General features: G+C 70.1%; 18 protein-coding genes. 8 read left to right on the forward strand and 10 right to left on the reverse strand.

Going from position 1 to position 21,640, the window contains the following annotated elements:
• Nucleotides 1–74 precede the first annotated feature (74 nt).
• From EMA17_RS22510 to EMA17_RS55775, 4 genes are all read left to right on the forward strand, one after another.
• Complete coding sequence (locus EMA17_RS22510; RefSeq protein ID WP_126638914.1) at nucleotides 75–1,052, forward strand: hypothetical protein; 978 nt, start codon at nucleotides 75–77, stop codon at nucleotides 1,050–1,052.
• A gap of 115 nt (nucleotides 1,053–1,167) precedes the next feature.
• Complete coding sequence (locus tag EMA17_RS22515) at nucleotides 1,168–1,782, forward strand: TIGR03086 family metal-binding protein (protein ID WP_126638915.1); 615 nt, start codon at nucleotides 1,168–1,170, stop codon at nucleotides 1,780–1,782.
• Nucleotides 1,761–2,732 (forward strand): helix-turn-helix transcriptional regulator, encoded by a 972-nt coding sequence (locus tag EMA17_RS22520; RefSeq protein ID WP_126638916.1) that lies wholly within the window; start codon nucleotides 1,761–1,763, stop codon nucleotides 2,730–2,732. Before EMA17_RS22515 ends, EMA17_RS22520 begins: the two co-directional genes overlap by 22 nt.
• Nucleotides 2,733–2,742: 10 nt before the next feature.
• Nucleotides 2,743–4,068 carry an SDR family oxidoreductase gene (locus tag EMA17_RS55775; RefSeq protein ID WP_160161505.1) on the forward strand — a complete coding sequence of 442 codons (1,326 nt, stop codon included), beginning with the start codon at nucleotides 2,743–2,745 and terminating at the stop codon, nucleotides 4,066–4,068.
• An 80-nt stretch (nucleotides 4,069–4,148) separates the two neighbouring features.
• Here EMA17_RS55775 and EMA17_RS22530 read toward each other — a convergent pair whose 3' ends face one another.
• The 3 genes from EMA17_RS22530 to EMA17_RS22540 form a co-directional block, all read right to left on the reverse strand.
• On the reverse strand, nucleotides 4,149–5,396 hold the full coding sequence (locus tag EMA17_RS22530; RefSeq protein ID WP_126638918.1) for an SLC13 family permease: 1,248 nt from the start codon (nucleotides 5,394–5,396) through the stop codon (nucleotides 4,149–4,151).
• A 453-nt stretch (nucleotides 5,397–5,849) separates the two neighbouring features.
• The gene (locus EMA17_RS22535) at nucleotides 5,850–6,971 is read right to left on the reverse strand and encodes a DUF6183 family protein (protein ID WP_126638919.1); all 1,122 of its coding nucleotides are present in this window, start codon (nucleotides 6,969–6,971) and stop codon (nucleotides 5,850–5,852) included.
• 241 nt (nucleotides 6,972–7,212) lie between these two features.
• On the reverse strand, nucleotides 7,213–8,772 hold the full coding sequence (locus EMA17_RS22540; RefSeq protein ID WP_126638920.1) for a PucR family transcriptional regulator: 1,560 nt from the start codon (nucleotides 8,770–8,772) through the stop codon (nucleotides 7,213–7,215).
• A 146-nt stretch (nucleotides 8,773–8,918) separates the two neighbouring features.
• On the opposite strand from EMA17_RS22540, the gene EMA17_RS22545 reads away from it, so the two are divergent.
• Both EMA17_RS22545 and EMA17_RS22550 read left to right on the forward strand, forming a co-directional pair.
• On the forward strand, nucleotides 8,919–10,397 hold the full coding sequence (locus EMA17_RS22545; protein ID WP_126638921.1) for a purine-cytosine permease family protein: 1,479 nt from the start codon (nucleotides 8,919–8,921) through the stop codon (nucleotides 10,395–10,397).
• A 139-nt stretch (nucleotides 10,398–10,536) separates the two neighbouring features.
• Entirely contained in the window at nucleotides 10,537–11,955 is a 1,419-nt protein-coding gene (locus EMA17_RS22550) for an amidase (RefSeq protein WP_126638922.1), read from the forward strand.
• Between the two features lie 120 nt (nucleotides 11,956–12,075).
• Here the strand turns inward: EMA17_RS22550 and EMA17_RS22555 are convergent, their stop codons facing one another.
• The 3 genes from EMA17_RS22555 to EMA17_RS22565 form a co-directional block, all read right to left on the reverse strand.
• A complete protein-coding gene (locus EMA17_RS22555; RefSeq protein WP_126638923.1) occupies nucleotides 12,076–12,945 on the reverse strand; it encodes a polysaccharide deacetylase family protein in 870 nt (289 codons plus the stop codon).
• Between the two features lie 94 nt (nucleotides 12,946–13,039).
• On the reverse strand, nucleotides 13,040–14,182 hold the full coding sequence (locus EMA17_RS22560) for an oxidoreductase (RefSeq protein ID WP_126638924.1): 1,143 nt from the start codon (nucleotides 14,180–14,182) through the stop codon (nucleotides 13,040–13,042).
• Nucleotides 14,183–14,195: 13 nt separating this feature from the next.
• Nucleotides 14,196–14,873, reverse strand: coding sequence for a DUF1989 domain-containing protein (locus tag EMA17_RS22565; protein ID WP_126638925.1), 678 nt, complete (start codon nucleotides 14,871–14,873; stop codon nucleotides 14,196–14,198).
• A 237-nt stretch (nucleotides 14,874–15,110) separates the two neighbouring features.
• On the opposite strand from EMA17_RS22565, the gene EMA17_RS22570 reads away from it, so the two are divergent.
• Both EMA17_RS22570 and EMA17_RS22575 read left to right on the forward strand, forming a co-directional pair.
• Nucleotides 15,111–15,557, forward strand: coding sequence for a MarR family winged helix-turn-helix transcriptional regulator (locus EMA17_RS22570; protein WP_126638926.1), 447 nt, complete (start codon nucleotides 15,111–15,113; stop codon nucleotides 15,555–15,557).
• A gap of 557 nt (nucleotides 15,558–16,114) precedes the next feature.
• Nucleotides 16,115–16,711, forward strand: coding sequence for a hypothetical protein (locus tag EMA17_RS22575; RefSeq protein WP_126638927.1), 597 nt, complete (start codon nucleotides 16,115–16,117; stop codon nucleotides 16,709–16,711).
• A 76-nt stretch (nucleotides 16,712–16,787) separates the two neighbouring features.
• On the opposite strand, the gene EMA17_RS22580 is transcribed toward EMA17_RS22575, so the two are convergent.
• The 4 genes from EMA17_RS22580 to EMA17_RS22595 form a co-directional block, all read right to left on the reverse strand.
• A complete protein-coding gene (locus EMA17_RS22580; protein ID WP_126638928.1) occupies nucleotides 16,788–17,768 on the reverse strand; it encodes a hypothetical protein in 981 nt (326 codons plus the stop codon).
• Between the two features lie 283 nt (nucleotides 17,769–18,051).
• Nucleotides 18,052–18,435, reverse strand: a complete 384-nt coding sequence (locus EMA17_RS22585; RefSeq protein ID WP_126638929.1) for a DUF6009 family protein — start codon at nucleotides 18,433–18,435, stop codon at nucleotides 18,052–18,054.
• Nucleotides 18,436–18,537: 102 nt separating this feature from the next.
• Nucleotides 18,538–20,118: a DNA primase family protein gene (locus EMA17_RS22590; RefSeq protein WP_126638930.1), complete on the reverse strand. Its 1,581-nt coding sequence runs from the start codon at nucleotides 20,116–20,118 to the stop codon at nucleotides 18,538–18,540.
• A complete protein-coding gene (locus tag EMA17_RS22595; RefSeq protein ID WP_126639109.1) occupies nucleotides 20,115–21,122 on the reverse strand; it encodes a bifunctional DNA primase/polymerase in 1,008 nt (335 codons plus the stop codon). Before EMA17_RS22595 ends, EMA17_RS22590 begins: the two co-directional genes overlap by 4 nt.
• Between the last annotated feature and the right edge of the window lie 518 nt (nucleotides 21,123–21,640).

Raw genomic sequence — 21,640 nt, forward strand, 5'->3', positions numbered from 1 at the left:
CGGCGAAAGGGTCCTCGCTGTGCGGTGTCTGCGCGGACGGGGTCGTGTCCGGCCCGGCACCTAGCCTGTGCGCCATGACGGACATCCCGCTCAGGCAGGCCGAGTTGATCCACGAGTCCGACGAGCCTGTCGGAGCCGAGGTACGGAGGGTGAGGGGTGGCTGGGCCGCCTACGGACCCTCGTACCGGATCCTGCTGTTCGACGCGGATCTGCGTGTCCGCCGGCGCTTCCCGATCCCCGTCCGCTTCCGCGGTACCAGGTACTCCTGGGACGTCCATCCCAGCGGACGCTGGGCGGTTTTCTCCGACACGCGCCACACCACCTGCGTCGGGCCCGGTGGCGACACTGTCTGGGAAGCCGACCACCCGGCTCTGATCAACGTGGACGGGGACCCTGTTGTGGTCTGTGCGTTCTTCCACCCCACCCGTGACGAACTCCACGTGTTCCCTGGGATGGCCGACAACGACACCGAGGTCGAAGACGCCGGATATGAAAGCGCGCGATGGACGGTCTCCCTGCCCGACCTGACCGTCACGAAATCAGAGTTTTCACATTCTCAGGATCAATGGCTCATATTTCCGGACGGCCAGTACTACGGCGCGTCCGGGTTCGACGGTCATGACGTGGACGGCTGGTGCGGCCTCTGGGATGAGGGCGAGGACTCCGACGGGGTCGGCCGTCCCCTCGATGTTCACCCGGACCGCACCACGTGGCTCGGGAATGCGAGTGGCTCTCTCTACATGAACCCACTCCGACGACCGGATGCCGAATACCCGCAGGACGAGGGCGACGAGGACGAGGTGGCAACGGACCACGACAGTTACGACGAAGCGTTCTTCCTCGACCGGAACCTGGTCCTGGCAGCAACCCGGGAACCCATCACCCATGAACTCCTGGACGCCGACAACCTGCAGCTCATCGCCCGCGTGGCATACCCCGTTGCCGACCAGGAGTGGTACTGGCTCGCCGCCACCGGAGACGGCACATGGACCACCACCAGCCGTCCACCGGGCGGCACGACCGCCCGACTGCGGCACTGGCGCCTCGCCTGACATGTCCCGCGGGGGGCGGTGTAGCCGGGAGAGGGCTGTCTCGGAGGGCGGCGGGTGGGTGGGGGTCGGCGGGTATGCCGTTGCCTAATCATATGCGGCTGCTTATCATAAGCTCATGCATACGAAACTGGAGCGGATCCGCGAGCTCGACGCACGCGCCGTGCGCTACAGCGTCGAGCTGGTCGGGCAGGCCGCGTCCACGGACCTCGATCGACCCACGCCGTGCGCGGGATGGACACTGGCGGATTTGCTCGGACACATGACCGCGCAACATCGGGGCTTCGGGAAGGCCGCGGCCGGGGACGGCGGCGACCGGACGCACTGGGCGATCGCGCCGCTCGGAACCGACCCGGCCGCCACCTACCGGGAGTCGGCCGACGCGCTGATCGCCGCTTTCGCGGAAGTGGCGGGCGAGGAGGTGGAATTCGACCTGCCCGAGTTCGGCGTGGACCGCGGCTTCCCGGCGGTCGAGGCGATCGGCTTCCACTTCATCGACTACCTCGTGCACGGCTGGGACGTCGCCCGCGCGCTCGGCGTGCCGTTCGAACCCGAGGCCGATCTGGTCACGGCGGGGCTGCCGATCGCGCTGGCCGTCCCCGACACCGACCACCGCCTGCGCCCGGGCGCCGCGTTCGCGCCGAGCCTGGACGGCTGGGATCGTACGCGGGCGCTCGACCGGATCCTGCTGTACCTCGGCCGTTCGCCGCGATGGCCGGCGACGACGGGGTGAGCCCCCACGGAGCGGTGGGCGGGTCCGCGCGCCGATCCCGCTCGGCCGGATCGTCGAGCCGGCACACCGAGTTGGGCGCCTTCCTGCGCAGCCGGCGCGAACGACGTACCCCCGGCGAGGTGGGCCTGACCCCGGGCCCGAGGCGACGCACCCCGGGGCTGCGTCGCGAGGAGGTGGCCCTGCTCGCGGGTGTGGGATTGACCTGGTACACCTGGCTGGAACAGGGGCGTGCGATCAACGCGAGCGCCCAGGTGTTGGACGCGATCGCGCGCACGCTGGGACTGGATCCGGCGGAGCGAACCCACCTGTACCGCCTGTCCGGGATCGAGCGCGAAGTCCGTGCGCAGAGTGTCGAACTTCCCCCGGAATTCGGCGAGATCCTCGACCATCTCCGCGCTCTCCCGGCGGCGGTGTACAACGCCCGCTTCGACGTACTGGCCTCGAACGCGGCGTACGACAGGGTCTTTCCGATGATGGTCGCCAGGCCCCGCGACCGGCGCAATGTCGTGACGGCGCTGTTCGAGGCGACGGATTCCTGCGACCTGTTCGTCGATCGCGACGACGAGGCGACCCACCTGGTCGCGGAGTTGCAGACCGCCTTCGGTCGACACGTGGGTGAGCCGGAGTGGACCCGGTTCGTCGACGAACTGATGCGCGGGAGTGCCGAGTTCGCGCGCATGTGGGGTCGTCGTGAGGTGGCCTCCCCGCAGCGGCGGATCCGGAGAATCCGCAACGCCGAGGTGGGGTCGCTGAATCTCGTCGCGACCAGGTTGACCGCCGTCACCCCGGAGACCCACGTGATCGTCCACACCCCGGCGGACCCGCCCACGCGCGAGCGACTGGACCGGCTGCTGTTCGCGGCGAATCCGCACGCGCCGCGCCGCGTTCGCCGACGAAGTCACGCGGTCCCGATCCCACCGATTCATTTTTTGTACGAACGATCGTGCTAATCTTATGGACATGATGGAGCCGTCTCCGCAGCCGCGACCGACCGAGCCGTTCCGGTACGGGGCTCGTGTGCACTTCGACGAACTGGACCCGATGGGGATCCTGCACAACGCCCGCTATCACGTACACGTCGAGCGCGCGGTCGCCGCGTTCTACGAGAGCCGGGGCTTCCACTGGGCCGACGACCTCGCCGTGAATCCGGACAAATTCCATGCCGTGCGCCGCGTCGAGGCGGACTTCCGCGCGCCGTTCGTCGGCGAGGGGACGATGGAGGTCGAACTGTGCCTCGAACACCTCGGGCGCACGAGCATCCGCTACGGATTCACCTGCCGCAAGCCCGACGGGACGCTGCTGGCCTCGGGGCTGCGCACCGTGGTGAAACTGGATCCGACGACGTTTCGCCCGACCGAGTGGACGGACGAGTGGCGCCTCGCCCACCTCACGGGCCTGCCACGACCCGATCGACCTGGCGACGCCCCGCCCGAGGCGGACGGAATCCACCGCACGGCCGAGGGTGGTGGTGACGGACCCATGATCGACCGGCCCCGGTCGGCGGGCCCCGCCGACGGCGACGATCGGGCCACGAAGCGATTCACCGACAAGACCGTCCTGATCACCGGCGGCGGCAGCGGCATCGGACTCGCCGCCGCACGACGATTCCTCGACGAGGGAGCCCACGTCGTCATCACCGGCCGGGACGCGGCGAGGCTGGCGGCGGCGTCCGTGCGGTTGGACGCGGGCGAACGTGTCCTGGCCCTTGCCGCCGACGTCTCCGTGTCCGCCGACCTGGACCACCTGATGCACCGGATCCGGGCGTGGCGTGGGGGGTTGGACGTGGTCTTCGCCAACGCCGGCGTCGGCGTCTTCAAGCCGAGCGTGGAACTCGTCGAGACCGACTTCGACCACACCGTGGAAGTCAACTTCAAGGGCGTCTTCTTCACCGTCCACAAGGCCCTTCCGCTGCTGCGCGACGGGGGCTCGGTGGTCCTCAACGCCTCCTGGACACTGCACCGCGGTCTGTCGATCGCGTCGATCTACTCCGCGAGCAAGGCCGCCGTACACAACCTCGCCCGTACCCTCGGGGCCGAACTCGCGCCGCGCGCGATCACGGTCAACTCGGTCAGTCCCGGCTACATCGACACGGAGATCTACCGCGAGGCCAACCCCGAACCCGCCGAACGTGCCCGCAACGCCCGCGAGGTGCCCCTGGGCACGCTCGGCCGTCCCGACGAGGTCGCCGCCGCAGTCGCGTTCCTCGCCTCCGACGACGCCTCGTACATCACCGGTCAGGACCTCGTCGTCGACGGTGGCCTCCTCGGGTGTGTGCCGGCTGGTTGAAGGCCCTCACGGCGGCCCGCCTCGCGTTCGTGGCCGCACGGCGTGGGGCACCGATCGACGGGCGCGGTGGGTACACGGCCTCAGGGAAGCACCAGCCACAGTGCGGTGGTGGCGGCGAGCAGCGTGGTGGGAACGGTCAGCAGGCCGAGGCGGGTGAAGTCGCCGAGGCGCACGTTCGTGCCGTGGTCGTGCAGCACCCTGCGCCACAGGAGGGTGGCCAGCGAGCCGACATAGGTCAGGTTCGGGCCCAGGTTGACGCCGATCAGGACGGCGAGCACGGGACCCGGGCCGGGTCCGGAGGCGGCAACCGGCAGCAGGGCCAGGACGGCGGGCAGGTTGTTGATCAGGTTGGCCAGGACCGCGGCGATCGTGGCGGTTGCCAACAGCGCGGGCCAGGACGAATCGGCCGGCAGTATCCGCCCCAGTGCCCCGCCCAGGCCGTTGTCGACCACCGACGTCACCACCACGCCGAGCGCCGCGACGAAGAGGCAGAACAGCGGATCGGCCGCCGTCAGCAGTCCGCGCACGCTCGCCGTGCGGCGGTACAGGGCCCGCGCGGCGAGGACGACCGCACCCGCAAGCGCGGCCCACACCGGATCGGCGCCGACGAACGAGGTCACCACGAACCCGGCCAGGGTGGAGGCCAGGACGAGCAGCGCGAACAACGGGACCTCGGGCCGCGGCGGCTCCACGGTCGGCGCGGGGGGCGCCGCGAGGTCGGTCCGGAAGTACCAACGGAAGACCGCGTATTCGATCACGATCGCCGCCACCCACGGCAATGCCATCAGCGCGGCGAACCGGCCGAAGGACAACCCGCTCGCGGCGAACGCGAGCAGGTTGGTCAAGTTGGACACGGGCAGCAGTAGTGAGGCCGAATTGGCCAGGTGCGCGCAGGCGTAGGCGGGCGGCCGGGTCGGCGCACCCGCCCGTGCGGCGGTCGCGAACACGACGGGGGTCAGCAGGACGACCGTGGCGTCGAGGCTGAGCACCGCCGTGATCACCGCCGCCACCACGAACACCCCCGGCAGCAGCCGCCCCGGCCGCGCCCGACACAGCCGCGCCACCGCGTGCCCGGTGGCGACGAACAGCCCCTCTTCGGCGCACAGTTCGGCCAGGACCAGCACCGCGGCCAGGAACGCGATCACCGGCGACAGGGTGCACACCCGGGCCCAGGCGTCGTCGAGCGGGACGGCCCCCGAGGCGACCACGATCACGGCGGCCGGCACCGCGGCGGCGGCCTCCGGCCACCCGCGCGGGCGCACGACGGCGAAGGCCAGGACGGCGACCAGAACGAGCGCGGACAGGGTCAGCGAAGCGGTGGAGTTCAGGGAGAACTCCCCACCGGTGGCGCGTGTTCGGGGGCGACACCTCGGCCGAGGCGACGACAGGTGCGGGCGATTCCGTCGAGGCGGGCCGCATCGCGGCGGGTGACGTCATGGCGGGTCCCACCGATCGCGGCGGCACGCGAGGTGCCACACGGCGGACACCGCGCATCGCCGTGTTCCGGTAAAGGCGTGTCCTCGGGCGGGTTCGTGTGGTCGCCGCACGCCGGGGACGGCCGATGTCCTCGTACCGCCGAGGGCGGTGGATCCGGCTCGTTCACGGTTTCGTCGTCTCGCTTCCTCGCCCGATCTCGCCGGGCGGTCGTCGGCTCGCGGCGCACCGGGAGCCGCGTCGCTCGGATGCCCCGACACGATCGACCCACCGGCGTCGCGGCGGACAGTAAGAACGCGCCGAGTCCGCGTCGGCCGCGCGCGACCTCGAGGTGCGCCGCGTGAGGTTCAGTCGGAGTCGGTCGCGGCCAATACGGCCAGTCGCCGTCGGTCCGCACCGAGGGCGATCACGCCGAGATCCCAGGCAACCTGCGCGAACCACGGGGTGTCGCCCCCGAAAACATGCCAGGAGCACTCCCCCACCCGCGCCCGGACCTCGTCGACCGCCGCACCCTCGGGGCATCCGGCCAGCGCGACCATGGACCGCCAGGCCGCCAGGCGGCCGTAGGCGCCACCGGAGCCGAAGGTGTACGCCCCTCCCCCGGCCGCCGCGACGAAGAGCGATCGCCAGGCCCGGGCCGGCGGACCGGCGGCGACCGACACGGCGGTGTCCGTCCCAGCCCCGCGCAGGCAGTCCAACCCCAGCGTGGGCAACACCTGCGCGACCGCCACGACCTCCACCGGCTCGGCGAGTTCGAAGACCCGCGCCTCCACCCGCCCATTGGACTCCTCGACCCAGCTCGCCACCGCCCGCGTCATCGCCGCGGCCGTGTCCGGAGCGGTGGTCTCCCGGGCCGGCGGGACGCGCGCTTCGGCGACCGTTTCGGTCGACGCCGATACCTCCGGCGGGCCGAACGGCGTCGTGTGGTTCCTGCCGTGGTCGCCGTGGACGGGAAGGTCCGCGCCCGCCTCCATCTCGGACGGCGTCAGGGGCAGTCGGCCCAGCGGATGGCCGCGCCAGTGCGGCGACGTCGCCCACTCCGCGATCCCCGGCATACGCTCGACGTCCACGCCCCTGAGCACGAGTTCGTGGACCAGGCAGGCCCGAAGCTCCTCCGGCGCCGGGCTCGTGAACGCGACGGTCAGATTCCGCGTGTCCTGGCCGGACGCCAACAACGAGGCCACGTGCCGATCGAGCGTCGCCCGGTCGATCGCCGCGACCAAGCGCAGCGTTTGGACCACGTTCTCGAGACCCGCGGTGGCGCTCAAACGGCGAAGCACGTGGTCGAGGACGGCGGTGTACTGCCACATGTTCGACTCGGAGCCGTACGTCTCGAAGGCCGCGATCCCCAGGTCCGCGGCGAACGCGGCGTCCCCCCGGGCGATCCGGTCGTCGATCTCCGCCCATACGTCGGCGACGTGCGTGAGCTCCGCCAACCCGGCCACGATCTTCGGTATGTGTTCGGCCACGACCTCGACCCCCAACCCTTCCGCGAGAGGACGGCGACACCTCCGACGATGACCGGCCCACACCCGTCCCGGCTTGGACGGACACGTCACACGTCGTCGGGCTCCGAACACCGGTCGTCGGTCGGTACCGACGGCCGCTCGACCCGAACACGGTGCGTTCGCGACGTCGGTGGGGTCGCCCGGGCGTGGGTCTCGGGGCGGTCGGGTCCGAGTCGACGAGGCCACCGGCGATCGCCGGTGGTCACGGCCCCGTCATCATGTCGGCCTGCAGGGCCAGGAACAGGTCGACCCTGCCCTCGGTGAGCAGTGGGTCGCGGCCGGTCAGGTCGCGGATGCGGGCCAGCCGTTTCCTGAGCGTGTTGACGTGCACGAAAAGGATCTCGGCCGTGGCGGCGAACTGCGCGTCCTGGTCGAGGAAGACCCGCAGCGTCGGCTCCAGGTGCGTGTTGCGCGCGGCGTCCTGCTCGCGCAACGGGCCGAGCAGACCGTCCGCCATCCGGCGCAGGGTGGGCGCGTCGAGCCGGCCCAGCAGGGCCGCGTAGGAGGGGAGTTCGGCGAAGGAGGCGACGCGGGGGCCGGACGGTTGACGCATCAGGATTCGGCAGGCCTGGCGCGCCTCGACGAGCGAGGTGCGCAGTTGGGAACTGCCGGCCGCGACGCTGGAGAAGCCGAGGATCACCGGACCGGAACCGGCCTCCTCCAAACGCGCGGCGAATCGGTCGAACCAGGCGCCCAATTCGGTCTCGGGCGTGCGCCACACCAGGATTCCGACGATGTCGCGGCTGCCCGGGGCGAGTACGGCGGGCACGCCGTCGGAGGCGAAGGCCTCCGCGGCCGCGTCGGCGAGGTCCTGCTGGTCTCCGTCGGTGCCGCGCCGAGCCAGCGCGCACACCGCCAGCGGAGCGCGGGCGTCGACGCCGAAGGCCTCGAGGCGGTGGGTCAGTTCGTGTGGGGCGCCCATGCCGGACAGGATCATGTCGACGAGTTCGCCCGCGAACCGGTTCTCGATGGCCTGCTCGGCCCGCCTGCGGGCGATCTCCAGGCTCAGGAAGTGTGCGGCCTGCTGGAGCGCGCCCTGTTCGAACTCGCCGAGGTGCGCGGGCGGGCGGAAACAGACGAGCGCCGCCGCGGGCGCGCCGAAGCCGCCGATCGGGAAGAGGGTGGCGCCGCGTTCGGAACCGATGGGCACCTCCAGCGGCGGCGGGCGTCGGGTGAGCGCGACGGCGACGGTCGTGCGTTCGTGCTCCGCCAATCGCACGCCGACCTGGGCCAGGGCTCGCCCCGCGCGGTCCACCACGGCGAGTGGCAGGTCGAGTTCCCGGCGGATCACCCGCAACGCGCCGGCGGTTCCCCCGCCGCCGGAGATGACGTCCGTCAGCGCGTCGGCCCGGCGGACCGAGGCCTCCAGCGTGCCCTGTCGCCGGCGCGCGTAGGCCGCGGCGGCGGCGTGGGACAACGCGGTGAAGGGTACTTCGACGGCCAGCTCCAGCAGCGGCAGATCGGCGGCTCGACAGGCGTCGACGAGATCGGGCGGGGTCCGCCGGACCGAGTCGCGCAGGCCGAACACGACGCCCGCCGCCCGCGCGCGGACCAGGTTGGCCACGAAGTCGACTGCGGGGGTGCCCTGGCTCCACAGACCGTTGGTCATCACCAACTCGCCGGGTCCGACATACGGCGAGGGGTCGGAGAGTTCGGTGTTGTGGACCCAGTCGACGTCGGCGTCCAACGCGCCGGGTGGCCCGGGTACCAGGACCACCAGACGCAACTCCCGCGCCTCGACCAGTGCACGCATGGTGAACATGGTGTGTATTCAACCACCTGTTCTCGGCGGATACGCACTCATCCTCCACTCACCGAGGAGGGTGCCGCGATGGTTCCGTGAACCTCGTCACCGTCGATTCATCGCCGATTCACCGTCGATCCGGACACACGCAGTGGAGGAGTTCCATGTCCCCCAGCGCCACAGACGACACGGTCCGAGGTCCGGCCAAAGCCGCCTTCGACCCGCACGGGATCGACCCGATTCCCGCCGCGAGCCGCGATTCCACCGCCTGGGAGCAGTTCTGGATCTGGGCGGGCGCCAACATCGCGCCGATCAACTGGGTACTCGGTGCCCTGGGCGTCACACTCGGCCTGAGCCTGGTCGAGACATTGCTCGTGGTCGTGTTCGGCAACCTGCTCGGTTGCGCGATCTTCGGGCTGTTCAATCTCATGGGGCACCGCACCGGGGTGAACCAGATGGTGCTCGGCCGCTCCGCGTTCGGGCGGCGCGGCGCGGTCGTGCCAGGTGTGATCCAGGGCCTGCTGGCGATGGGTTGGGTGGGGGTCAACACCTGGGTGGTGCTGGACCTCGCGCTCGCGATGCTCGACGAGATGGGCATCCGGGGCGGGAGTGGACTGAAGTACCTGGTGGCCGGGGTCATCATGGTCGCGCAACTGGCCCTGGCGCTCTTCGGGTTCTACGCGATTCGCACCTTCGAGAAGTACACGGTCCCGCTCACCGTCGTGGTCATGGCCGGCATGACGGTGGTCGCGCTCACCCAGGTCGACCCGAACTGGACGCACGCGACCGCCACCACGCCCGGAGCGAAGATCACCGCCGTCACCCAGTTGGTCACCGCGATCGGGGTGGGGTGGAGCGTGACGTGGTTGCCGTATTCGGGGGATTACAGCCGATTCGTGCGCCCGGGTACGTCCGGGCGCAAGGTGGTGTGGGCCGCGGCGCTGGGGATGTACGTACCCACGGTGTGGCTGGCGGCGCTGGGCGCGTGCCTGGCGAGTTCGGGTTCCAGCGGTGACCCCTCGCAGTTGGTGATCGGTGCGTTCGGCGGCATGGCGCTGCCGGTCCTGCTGCTGGTCATGCACGGGCCGATCGCCACGAACATCCTCAATCTGTACTCGTGTTCCCTGGCCGCGCTCTCGATCGGCCTGCGTACGCAGCGCTGGAAGGTCACGCTCGCGTCGGGCGTGGTGGCCTCGCTCGTGCTCGTGGTGTTCCTGCGATCGAACAGCTTCGCGCACGCGTTCGACAACTGGATGGTGTCGATTCTGGTGTGGATCAGCCCGTGGGCGGGGGTGGTCCTGGTGGACTTCTTCGTCGTCGCTCGCGGACGTCCGGACGTCGCGGCGCTGTACACGACGGGTCACGGGTCCCGGCTCGCGGCGTTCAACCGGAGCGGCCTGGTGAGCCTGGCACTGGGCATCGTGGCGGCCTGGAGTTGTCAGTACGGGGTCGTGCCCGCGATGCGCGGCCCGCTCGCCCGGGCACTGGGCGACATCGACCTGTCGTGGCTGGCCGGGTCGGTCGTGGCCGGCGGGTTGTACCTGGTGCTCACCCGGCCGGCCCGCCGCCGCGTGACCGGGCCGAAGGCCGCCACATCCGTGGAGCCGGCGGTGTCGGGGGATCCCTCCGTCGCCGTGTTGTGACCGGCCTCGGCCGACATCCGGGCCGACCGTCGAGGGCCACCCGGGATCCGGGTGGCCCTCGGTGCGTGGGCGCGGGCGGTGCGCGAAGGAGGCCGGCTTCGCGAAGGGTTCGCGAGGCATCGAGGAAGGAGATCATCCGATGCGATCGACGCGACAGCGGTCCACGACGCGGACTTCACCGGGCGCCCTCGGGTATTTCGCCGAGCGCGACCTGACGGGGCTGGCAGAGGATCTACGGACCGGGCGGAGCACGCCGGAGGATTTGGTCCGGCACACGTTCGAGGCGATCGAGGCTCTCGATCCGACGCTCAACGCGTTCGTCGCCGTCGACGAGCCGGGGGCGCTCGCCGCCGCCCGGCAGGCGGGACGCGAACTGCGTCGGGGTGTGGACCGCGGTCCCCTGCACGGTGTGCCGGTGGCGGTGAAGGACCTGATCGACGTGGCGGGACTGCCCGCAAGGCGGGGTTCGGCCCATTTCCGCGACCGCGTCGCCCCGACGGACGCGCGCTGCGTGGCCGATGTGCGCGCGGCGGGTGCCGTGGTGGTCGGCAAGACCACGACGCACGAGCTGGCGTATGGGCCCACCGGGGATCGGTCCCTGAACGGCGCCGCCCGCAACCCGCACGACCCGGCCCGCATGACCGGGGGGTCCAGCGGCGGCAGCGCGGCGGCGGTGGCGGCCGGCATCGTGCCGGTGGCGCTCGGCACCGACACGGCAGGGTCGGTGCGGATTCCCTCGGCGTTGTGCGGCATCCACGGGTTCAAGCCGGCCCATGGCGCGCTCGCGCTCGACGGGGTCTTCCCGTTGGCGCCCTCCTTCGACCATGTGGGTGTGCACGCCCGCACCGCGCGGGACTGCGCGATCGTGTACCGGATCCTGCGCGGGGACCGGATGGGGACGCCGGCGGAATCCGTGGTGGGAACCCGGATCGGCCTGCTCGATCCGTCGCCGTACACGCACGTGGACGCGCGTGTCGAGGCGGTGGTCCGGGCCCGCCTGGAGGACCTGGTCGGCCCGGTGGAGGGCGTGCCGGGCGAGTCGGTACCCGATCTGCGCCGACTGCGCGCGGCGTTCGTCGCGCTCCAGGGCGCCGAGGCGTACGCGTTGCACGCCGAACGGGTCGCGCGGGCTCCCGGGTTGTTCGACCCGGAGGTCTTGGAACGGCTGCGCGAGTCCGGTCGTGTGGGGCGTCGGGACGTGGCCCGGGCCGTACGTGAACGACGCGCCGCCGCACCGGCGTTCGAGGCGTTGCTCGCACGCTGGGACGTCCTGGCGATGCCGACGGTGCCGGTGGTCGCTCCGGAGGTCGGGGCCCGCGACATCGAGGTCGACGGTGTCCGGGTGGGCGTCCGGGAGACGCTGCTCGCGCTGACGTGGCCCTGGAACCTCACGGGGCTGCCCGCGTTGACGATTCCCGCGGGAAGTGTCGACGGGCTCCCCGTCGGTCTTCAGTTGGTCGGCCGAGTCGGCGACGAGGAGAGGCTGTTCGCGGTGGCCGAGGCACGGTTCGACTCGCTCGGGAGTGGTCACGTGCACGTCGGACCGGCGAAGCCGTGACACCACTGGGCCCGAGACCGCGTGTCGCGGTCTCGGGCCCAGTGGTGTGTGGTGTGGAGCCGGGAATGGCCCGCCCGTGCCCCGAGGTCGCCACAGGCGGCCCGGGACGCGGCTCGGGGCCTACCGGGGCGGGAACACCTCGGGAGAGGCCGCCGGCGGGATGTGCGGGCGCGTGGCCAGGGTTTCGTCCGCCGCCGCCTGACGGGCCAGGTCGCCGCAACGCATGAAGCGCACGTCACCGCGTTCCTGCGCGTGTTCGATGAGCTTGCGCAACACGATCGCCCGCGAGGGGCGCCCGGTGAGGAAGGGATGGTTCGTCAGGTTGAACAGGCATCCGAACTGTGCCATCGCGTCGAGTTCGTCCGTCCACATCTCCAACACCTTGCGCGGCGACTCGATGACGGAACCGACGTGCGGGGACGGCAGGAAGGCGTACTGCTCCCAATCGTCGAGCGACCAGTGCACCGGCAACTCGGTGACGCCCCCGGCCACCGTGGTGACACGATAGGGACGGTCGTCGCCCATCAGCGACGAGTCGTACAGCAGTCCGTGCTCGGCCACCAGCGTGGCGGTCTCCCACGACGCCTCCCAGTTCGCGGCGCGATGTCCGAGGATCTCGATGCCCTGCGCGGCGAAGACCTCCATGCCGCGCTCGAAGTCGGCCCGTTCCTCTCCGGGGGCCATCCCGGTCGGTGGCCGGTGGCTGTACGAGTGGTGGGCCACCTCGTGGCCGCGAGCGACGATGCGCGCCGCCAGCCCGGGCCGGGCCTCGGCCACCCACCCGGGGATGAAGAACGTGGCCGGCACGCCGGTGACGTCCAACAGGTCGAGGATGCGTGGGACACCCACATCCGGTCCGTACGCCTGGTGCGACATCGTCGAGGCGTGTTCCGCGTAGTGGTGTCCGTGCGCCAGGATCGGCGCCTCGGCGTCCACATCGAAGGTCAAGGTGGCCACCGCAGCCGCGCCGCCCGTCCAACCGGTGTTCATCGCCGATACCGCTTTCGTCGTGGTCGTCGTGGGTGTGGTGCGCGAAAGCGCGGTCCGGCGACGCGGCTCCCCGTGGACGTCGCCGGACCGCGCGCTATGCGGCGGCGCGCCGTTCCCGCCACTGCCGCGCGTTGTCCAGGTCCGCCCGCGGCTGCAGGATCATGTGATCGAACGCCTCCAGGGGCTCGCCCTTCGCGAGACGATGCGGCAGGTCGGGGTTGGCCAGCGCGCCACGCCCCAGGGACAGCAGGTCCGCGTGGCCCTCGGTGAGCAGGCGATCGGCCTGATCGGCATTATGCATCCCACCGTTGGCGATCACCGGCAGACCGGAAACCCGGCGGGCCACCGCCGTGATGGTCTCGCCGTTGTCGAGCCTGGCCGTCTCGAGCCAGTCCCGGCCCTCGCTGGCCACGTGCAGGTAGGAGGCGCCGGCCGCGCCGACGGCGCCGAAGACGATTTCGGCGGCCTTCGCTCCGTCCCAGCGATGGGCGAAGTCGTTGACCTTGGTCTGCGACAACCGCACACCGACCACGAACTCCGGCCTCGTGTGCCGCCGGACACGCTCGACCACCTCGGCGACGAGCCGCACCCGGTCGGCCACGCCGCCGCCGTATCGGTCCGTGCGCCGGTTGGTGTAGTCGGTGAGGAACTGGTCCAGCAGGTATCCGTTCGCGCCATGGATCTCCACCCCGGCGAATCCGGCCACACTCGCGTTCACCGCGGACGCCACGAAGCCCTGGATCGCCTCCTCGATGTCGTCGAGGCTCATGGCGCGCGGCACGTCCCATGGGCCCGAGCCGCCGTACTCCGACATCTTCTCGCCGAGGGGTCGTACCGCCGAGGGACCGGCGGTGTCCTCACGGTAGTGACTGCCTTGCGACAGCGCACCGGCGTGCATCAGTTGCAGGATCATCGGGGTCCCCGTGGCGCCGACGGCCTCGACGACCCGACTCCACGCCTCGACGTGTCGTGAGGTGACGATGCCGGGCTGGTTCGGGTACCCCTGACTGAACCGGGTGTCGGTGTAGGTGCCTTCGCTGATCACCACACCGAAGCCGCCCCGGGCGAAACCCGCGTAGTAGTCCGCCATCTCGGCCGTGGCCACCCCGTCCTCGGACGCGGAGACTCGCGTCATCGGCGCGACCGCCAAGGAGTTGGCCAGGTCGAGGCCCCCGAGACGCGCCGGGGCCAGGGCCGCGTGCACCCGGTTTTCGGCCACTGAAGTGTCCGTGTTCATCGCAGTATCCGTTCTAGCGTCGAGTCTGGGTCGCGTGGGTGGATGTGTCGACGGCGCTCGCCGCGTCGGACGGCCGAGGATCGGGATCCCACAGGTGCAGTTCCAGCGCGGACGGCACACCGTCGTTGATACGGACGATGTCCTGCGGGCAGGCGGAGACCACCACCACGCAGTCGATCAAAGCCTCGAAGGTGATGCTGTCTCCGGGACGTGTCGAGGCCTCGAACCAGTCCAGACCACCGGCGGTGTCCACCGGAATGTCCATGAAAACGTTCACGGGTTGCGGAACCACGATGGAGGCGAGGCCCAGGTCCGCCAGGGCGTCCCGCAGATTGTCGGCGCACGAGGCATGGTCCGGGGCGGCGCCCAGCGCCGCGTAGCGGGCCTTGTCGCAGGCCGCGATGAGCATGTCGTGGCGGCCGGGTGAGGCATCCTCGACCAGCCTCAGGATGGGCCTGCGCAAGTTGGTGACGAAGTCCTCGCCGACGGCGGGGAACAGTCGACTCAGCGTCGCTCGGGTGTGCGAGGCGCTCAGGTATTCCCCGAGGTCGTCGGCGGCGAACGTGAAGACGTCCCCGACCTGTCGGCCGGCCACGTCCACCACGCGCACACGCCCGCCGGCCACGACCCGAACGGCCCGGCCCTGCCGGGCGGGGACTTCGATGCGGTTCACGAGGGAGGTGGGTTCCATGCGGCTCAGCGAAACAGCCGATGGTCTCGATCCACAGTGGCGATTCGCCCACCGAATACGCGAGAACGGTGTCGTTTCGCACCTTTGGCAAAACGGGCCGGGCTCGTAAGGTGAGCCACGCTCCCGACGAGGGCCCCAAAAACCTTTACGTGTACATGCATCGATCGGATCCACGCCCCGGTGCCGCCCAAGACGCGTTGCGTCGTGCTGCCATGGTCACGAGGAGAGTGAACCCGCGTGCCACCGTCTCCGTTTCCACCACCCGCCCGACCCGAGATCGACTGGCGGGCGCTGCACCGTATCGACGAGGCCATGCGGCAGGAGGTGAATGCGACTCTGGTTCGCCTGCACAACATCACTTCCTCGGAGTACGCGGCGTTGAGCGCCCTGGCCCGGGCCGCACCCGGCACACCGCTGCGCCTCAACGAACTCGTCGACGCGACCTCCCTGTCGCAAAGTTCCGTAAGTCGGCTCGTCGACCGTCTCGTGGAAGGCGAACTCGTCGAACGACACCCCTGTCCGGACGATCGGCGCGGAATCCACGCCTCCATCACGGCTCACGGGTTCGAGGTCGCGCTACGGGCTCGGATCTCGTACCTGAGCGCACTACGGCAGGCACGGGAAGCCCTGGCAAACGACAGGGAGTTGGCGCCGTACACAGCTCGGCTGTTCGGCGATCCGTGAGCATTTCCGTCACCCACAGTGAAAAGACAGCCTGATGGAGAGGAGGACGGGGGCACCTTTTTTTCACTTTTTGCCCTGTATGTAACAACTCGGGAAAAGAAAGCCATGTACATCATTCGCTGTGCCTTGTGAGAGCACCCTCGGACCGGCGGGACCGAAAGGAGGGGCCGGACGTACTTCGGTCCCCCTTCGGTCCTTCTTCAGTCCCCCCACAAAAGCGCAGGTCACAGCCCTACGTCTGAATCCGGCAAGGACCGAAGGGACCGAAGGGACTCATTTTGCCTGTTCAGGCGATTGTGCGTGCGCGCGTATGTACGCACGAAGACTCTGTATGAGGGATATGCGGCTCATAACTACAAACCACAGTCCCTTCAGTCCCTTAAAATCCGACCCAAGGCTCTGACCTGCGCTTTTGCCGAGGGACCAAACAGGGACCGAACCCTCCCCCAGTCCCCAGTCCCCCTTCGGTCCCTCCGTCACCGTCGGTGCCCGCCCGATGAGTACTTCCGGACGGCGAGTCCCACGACCGCGATGTGGCGCGGTAGTGTCCGTGCGGAATGAGTACCGACGTCACAGGTCTGATCGCCGAATGGGAGACGGCGGTCGCGGCCTACCGGGCAACCCGCGGTATGGACTTCTACTGGGACCGCAGTCGTGGTCCCACGGTGGGAGCCGTCGCCGAGGAGCCGTGGGTCGAGCGTGAGCCGCTGCCGTTCGCCATCGAGCGGGACTTCGCTCCCGGCAGCCACTTCCTCGACGCGCGGGACTACTACGCCTTTCTGAGGCCTCTTCTGCCGCACTACCTGTTCGGCCCCGTGGATGCCTTCCTGAGCATGCTGTGGCCGGGGCCCGACGCGGGAGATGCGGACGACATCCGGGAGGACGCCGGTCGGCCGGGGAGACCGGCTCCACCCGACAGGGCCATCGCCTTCTCGATGCGGCCGTTGACGGTCCGCGTCGCCCTGGAACGCGCTTCGAGAATCCCCTGGGACGAGGTGGAAATCGTCGGCGAACTCCAGGAGATCGAACGGGAAGTGGGCACCACCGATCGGATGGAATCCTGGTACTTCGTCCACGTGGTGGTTCACAGGCAGCGGGAATGGCTCGCCGAGGCTGCGGACCTGAATCGCGGCCTCATAGTCCTCGTCCACTGACGCCCGCCACGGTGCGTCGACCGTGGCGCCGGTTCCTTCGAGGTCCGGGTCCGAACCGGTTTTTTGCCGAGTCCTGTCAGGCCATGTGCCCGCGGATGAACTGTTCTGCGGGGTGGCCGGGGGTTGTCGTGGCGTAGGCGGAGAGGACCAACTCCCCCAGGTCCGTGCGGGATCGGTGGTCGGGTACTTGGAGCCAGCTGTAGAGAGCGTTGTCGGCCAGCCTGATCGCCTCCGTGTCCCCCGGCGTGCTCTTGCGCATGGTGATGGCGCTGACGAACAGGCCCACCGCCACCTCGGGTCGGCCGGTGAGCAGGGTGACGTACGCCTGTACCTCGCGTGCCAGGCCGGAGGTGTCGGGGGTTGCGGTTGCTTCCTGATCCGTCTCCCAGGACACCGCCAGGGCCATCGCCTCGTCCAGGTCGCCTGCCTGGACGGCTCGGGCGACTTGGGCGACCCGCTCGGAGGCATGCGTGCCGGGCGCGGTGAACGCCTCGGGCTCGTCCTCAGGGTGGGTGATGGCGGGGCTGTGGCGGGGTGTCGGCGGGGCGACGGGTGCCACCGGTGATGTGTTCTTCGCCGCCGTGTGTGGGCGGCCGGGCTGCCGGTCGTGGGGGATTTCGATCGGGTGGGCCGGGGTTGGTGGCGTCGGGATGCCGAGGGCTGGGGCGGCGTTGTTCCGTTGGTCCGGTTCCGGAGCGGGCGGGATCGTCGGCACGGGGGCCGAGGGCCGGCTTGGGGCCTTTTTCGCCGGAGCGGATCTGCTTCGCCCCAGTAGCCTGCGGCGGGCGGCCGGAGCGGGGCTGGGTTCGCCGGCCTCGGTCACGGTGGCATCCGCCGCGACGATCAGCGGGAAGGTCGTTCCGTTCGGCTCGACGGCTTCGGCGCGGACCGGGCGGCGCAACAACCGTGCCGTCTCCGCGGCTTTCGCGAGTGCCGCCTGTCGGGCGGAGTCGCCCGGAGGCACGGCGATCTCCTCGCCGTCCACGCGTACCACGTCGTCCGAAAGGAGTTCGATGTGGACGATGGGCCATGCCGGTACGACGGGGTCTGTGTCCATGGGACCTCCGTCGAGGGAGTGGATCGTCGAAACGTCAGGCGTGTCGGAGGCGGAACCGGGCCGGCACACCGCGACGCGTCCGGAGACGAAGTCGCCGCACGACGATCTTTCTCTTCGGCCGTCCGCGAGGATTGTAAATTCCGGACAGGAAGAAATCGCCCCTTTTCGTTACCGAATGCGCCATGGTCTCGAATCGGGAGTAAACCGCACCTTCGGCCCGGTCGAACAAATGGGCGTGACAAGGACGATCAATCGGCGTCACGGAGGGCAGGAAGCGGCGCGTTCAGTGGCTTGCGGGTGAAACCGCAGAGGAACCGCGCTGGGATCGCGGCGTTTTCCTTCCGACGCGCCTGGGGGCGATGGTGCGGGGGTCCACCGCCTCGCCGGGCGCCCCGGCCTCGTAGGGCCCTTCGGGCGCGGTGTCCCGGTCGTGCGGGAGGAGGAAGAAGACCCTGCGCAGTTGCAGGCCGCTGTCGGGATCCGCCTCGGCGCTCTTGCCGAGTTCGGTGTATCCGACCAGGCGGCCGTCGCGTTCGTAGCGGGGCTTCCCGCGCCGGCGCATCGTCTTGTCGAGGGCCTGGCGCACATAGTCGAGGTGGTCGGGACTTTCCAGCCACACCACGTTGTCTTCATGGAGGAGATCGCCCTCATTCAGTAGCGAGCTCATGGCCGGCCCTTCTCGCTTTCGGTCGCTGGTGTCTCTCGCGGGAGCTTTCCCCGCTCATGGGTCCATGGTAGTTGGAGGGTGCGTGCCCGCGGCAGGAGTACATCAGCCTTCATGACGCCCGTTTTCGGAGAAAAGGGCCGATGGATCGGCATCGTCCTCGGGTAGCAGCCCCAGGCCCGGGTAGTACTTGCGGCCACTCGACTTCGTCATGTCGGCAGGTGAGGCCAGGCCGAGTTCCTGGCGGACCCGGTTCGCGAAGGCCCGTGCGCTGGCGGGTCGGGCCTCCTCCCCGCTGCTGCACCACGCGCTGTAGGTGGCGTAAAGCAGACCCTGTTCGACCTTGAGGTCCGTGCGCTCGCCGTTCGAGGTCCGGATGCAGCATTCGCCGAGGAAGCGTCCGATGTGGTCCTCCGTGGTGGCGTACGCCTCGGTGGCGGTCCGTACCGACACCGGCCCGGTCAACGGATCCCGGGTGATCAGATAGCGGCGCGCGCCCTCGACGAGCCACTGGAGGATGCCCGGGCCCTCGCTGTCGACGAGTTCCTTGGCCAGGTTGTCGATCTTGCGGGAGGCGGGTACGACGCGTTCGAAGGGGATCAGGCGCATCCGGCGCCAGAAGGCATGCCCGCCGGTGCCGACCTCGGGGCGGTGGTTGCCCAGCAGCCAGAGCTTGTGGGTGGGGGTGAAGCTGAAGAAGTCCTGACGCATGCGGCGCGCGCTGATCCGGTCGCCGCCGGTCAGGAGCTTGACGCGGGCCTCGTCGAACTTGTCGTTGGGCTTGAGTTCGCTGCACACCACGATGCGGCGTCCGTGCAACTCGGTCAGTTCGGTGCTGTGTTCGCTGAACTTGCCCTTTTCCATCAGGAATCCGGGCGGGGCGGCCTGGGCGTAGTCGCCGAGGATCTGCGTCATCACGTCCAGCAGCACGCTCTTGCCGTTGGCGCCGGTGCCGTACAGGAACGGCAGGACCTGGGCGCCGACGTCCCCGGTGATCGAGTAACCCAGGAGCAGGTGGAGGAAGTCGATGGTTTCCACACCCTTGGCGTCCTCGCCGAAGGTGTCGGCGAGGAAACGGTGCCAGCGCGGTGTGGGGATGCCTTCGGGGGCGACGCCGGTGGCCCGCGAGTGCATGTCCCGGAGCGGATCGGGCTTGCGCAACGCTCCCGTTCGCAGGTCGACCACGCCGGCGGGGGTGCACAGGGAGTAGGGGTCGCCGTCCAGGACGTCCGGGTCGAGGGCCAGGGCGGGCGAGGCCTTGGCCTGGGTGAGCATCGCCTTGATGCCCGACGTCGACATCGCCCGCCCTCGGTGCGCCGTGAGTTCGCGGTTGCCGAAGCGGCCCTCCACGTCGGTGGCGGGCATCTGTTCGGCCATGTCGCCGGCCGCCCACACTGCGGCCTTCTCACCACCGGCGCGCTTCCAGCGGTAGGTGTCCCAGGCATACCAGCCCAGGCCCTCCACATGACGGAATCGGTCGCTGTACATGGTGGCGAACAACTTCGCGTTGCCGCGGTCGGTGAGCAGGGCGGGCAGTTGTCCCGTCGTGGAATGGGTGGGCTCTCGCGCGTCGGAGGCGCCGTGTTGCGCGGGGACGCCCACGGACGTCGCCTGGTCCCGGATGGCGCGCATCTGTCGGCCCGCGTCCACAGGATCGAAGCGAGTGCTGTCGGCGGCGCTGCTCATGAACGTCCTCGGGGGTGGAGCGGCCGGAGCATACCGGCGGACAGGGCGGAGGCGACGATGGTCGCGTTGCGGTGTTCCTGGCGAGGGCGCGCCGATCGGGCGGCGGCGAGGAGGACTTCGCGTATCCGGTCCTCCCGGGCCCGGCCCGCCGCGACCAGTCCCCCCGCGGTATAGGCGGCTCGGTTCAGCTTCTCCGTGAATCCGGCTCCTTCAGGGGTCGCCGCACAGGCTTCCACCTCGGCCAGCAGGGCGTCCAGTGCCCGACGGCTCGCCTTCGGGGCGGCGGCGCGTGGGGAGCGGGCGACCTTCGTGGGTGGTGGCGTCACGGGGTGCCCGGTCCTGTCGAGTTCGGCGGCGAGCCAGGTCGGGAGCGGCGCGGGCAGGCGCGTGGTGCCGATCGCGCGGTACTCCCCTGCCGGGGTGCGTGTCCCGGGGGCGACGATGTAGCCGCCCTCGGCCCGGACGTCGACCTGCCAGGCCAGGGCGACCTTGGTGCTCGATCCGGTCGAGGATCGGTAGCGGGCCTCGGCACGCGTGGTTCGGTACCAGATGTGCAGGCCGCCGGAGGGGGTTCGGATCCTGAGGGTCGAGGCGTCTTGCGCCGGGTCGGGGTGTTCGCGGTAGGCGGCGAGCAGGGCGAGGGTGTCGAAGCCGGACGCGAGCCCGGTCAGGTCGATGCTTTCGTGGATCGGGATTCCGGGCAGGAGGCGGTCGCGGTCGGGTACCGGGACCTGGTGGGCGTCGACGTCGATCACGACGAGCCCGGCCGGGCCGCAGGACACGCCCACGCCCAACCCCGGTGTCGACCCCCACCAGGCGTCGATGCGTGCGGGGTCGGTGGTGGCCGCGTGGAAGCCGTGGCACCAGCGGCCGGCGGCGCGGCACGGGCATTGTCGGGGGGAATGGGTGCCGGTTCGGCACGCGTCGCAGTTGGCCGCCGGGATCTTGCTGTTCGGGGCCAGCGGATGCACGGGCCATCCGTTGCGCGCGCACCACCGTGCCACGTCGAGGGACTGTACGACCCCCGGTGGCCTGGGAACTCCGTCCTCGTCGTGGCGTCGCACGCGCTCGTCCTTGTCGGCGGTTTTGCGGAATCGTCGTCGGTCTCACCGAGAAAGCGCAGCTCGCGGCGCTGCGCGGAGGGACCGAAGGGACTGAAGGGACTCAACTTGCGAATGAGAGTCAGAGCCTAGCGCAGAGCTCCGGACCTGCGTGTGATGCCACGCCCACTTCATTCCTTCGGTCCCTTCGGTCCCTCTCTTGGGTGCGGACGCGGCCGCCTCGCCGAGCTCTCCATGGGTCGCGGGGACCGGCCCCGCGTCGGGTCCCGTGCGTTCGGTCCCTGTCGAAGGCGCAGGTCGGGGCCGTTTCGGTGATCGTCGAGGGATCATAGGGACCGAAGGGACCGTAATGTCCGATCGTTGATGGTTGTGTCGGCCGGGTGTTGCGCCGTTCGCCCGAGTGCCTCCCCGCACGCGTTCCTCGAAAAGGGAAAATTGGTCCCTTTGGTCCCTTCGGCCCC

This window comes from Embleya hyalina (assembly GCF_003967355.1).
Taxonomy (GTDB): Bacteria; Actinomycetota; Actinomycetes; order Streptomycetales; family Streptomycetaceae; genus Embleya; species Embleya hyalina.

Coding starts and splice junctions, on each gene's coding strand:
- EMA17_RS22510 (WP_126638914.1), top strand. CDS start 75: ATGACGGACATCCCGCTCAGGCAGGCCGAGTTGATCCACGAGTCCGAC.
- EMA17_RS22515 (WP_126638915.1), top strand. CDS start 1,168: ATGCATACGAAACTGGAGCGGATCCGCGAGCTCGACGCACGCGCCGTG.
- EMA17_RS22520 (WP_126638916.1), top strand. CDS start 1,761: ATGGCCGGCGACGACGGGGTGAGCCCCCACGGAGCGGTGGGCGGGTCC.
- EMA17_RS55775 (WP_160161505.1), top strand. CDS start 2,743: ATGATGGAGCCGTCTCCGCAGCCGCGACCGACCGAGCCGTTCCGGTAC.
- EMA17_RS22540 (WP_126638920.1), bottom strand. CDS start 8,772: ATGTTCACCATGCGTGCACTGGTCGAGGCGCGGGAGTTGCGTCTGGTG.
- EMA17_RS22545 (WP_126638921.1), top strand. CDS start 8,919: ATGTCCCCCAGCGCCACAGACGACACGGTCCGAGGTCCGGCCAAAGCC.
- EMA17_RS22550 (WP_126638922.1), top strand. CDS start 10,537: ATGCGATCGACGCGACAGCGGTCCACGACGCGGACTTCACCGGGCGCC.
- EMA17_RS22555 (WP_126638923.1), bottom strand. CDS start 12,945: ATGAACACCGGTTGGACGGGCGGCGCGGCTGCGGTGGCCACCTTGACC.
- EMA17_RS22560 (WP_126638924.1), bottom strand. CDS start 14,182: ATGAACACGGACACTTCAGTGGCCGAAAACCGGGTGCACGCGGCCCTG.
- EMA17_RS22565 (WP_126638925.1), bottom strand. CDS start 14,873: ATGGAACCCACCTCCCTCGTGAACCGCATCGAAGTCCCCGCCCGGCAG.
- EMA17_RS22575 (WP_126638927.1), top strand. CDS start 16,115: ATGAGTACCGACGTCACAGGTCTGATCGCCGAATGGGAGACGGCGGTC.
- EMA17_RS22580 (WP_126638928.1), bottom strand. CDS start 17,768: ATGGACACAGACCCCGTCGTACCGGCATGGCCCATCGTCCACATCGAA.
- EMA17_RS22585 (WP_126638929.1), bottom strand. CDS start 18,435: ATGAGCTCGCTACTGAATGAGGGCGATCTCCTCCATGAAGACAACGTG.
- EMA17_RS22590 (WP_126638930.1), bottom strand. CDS start 20,118: ATGAGCAGCGCCGCCGACAGCACTCGCTTCGATCCTGTGGACGCGGGC.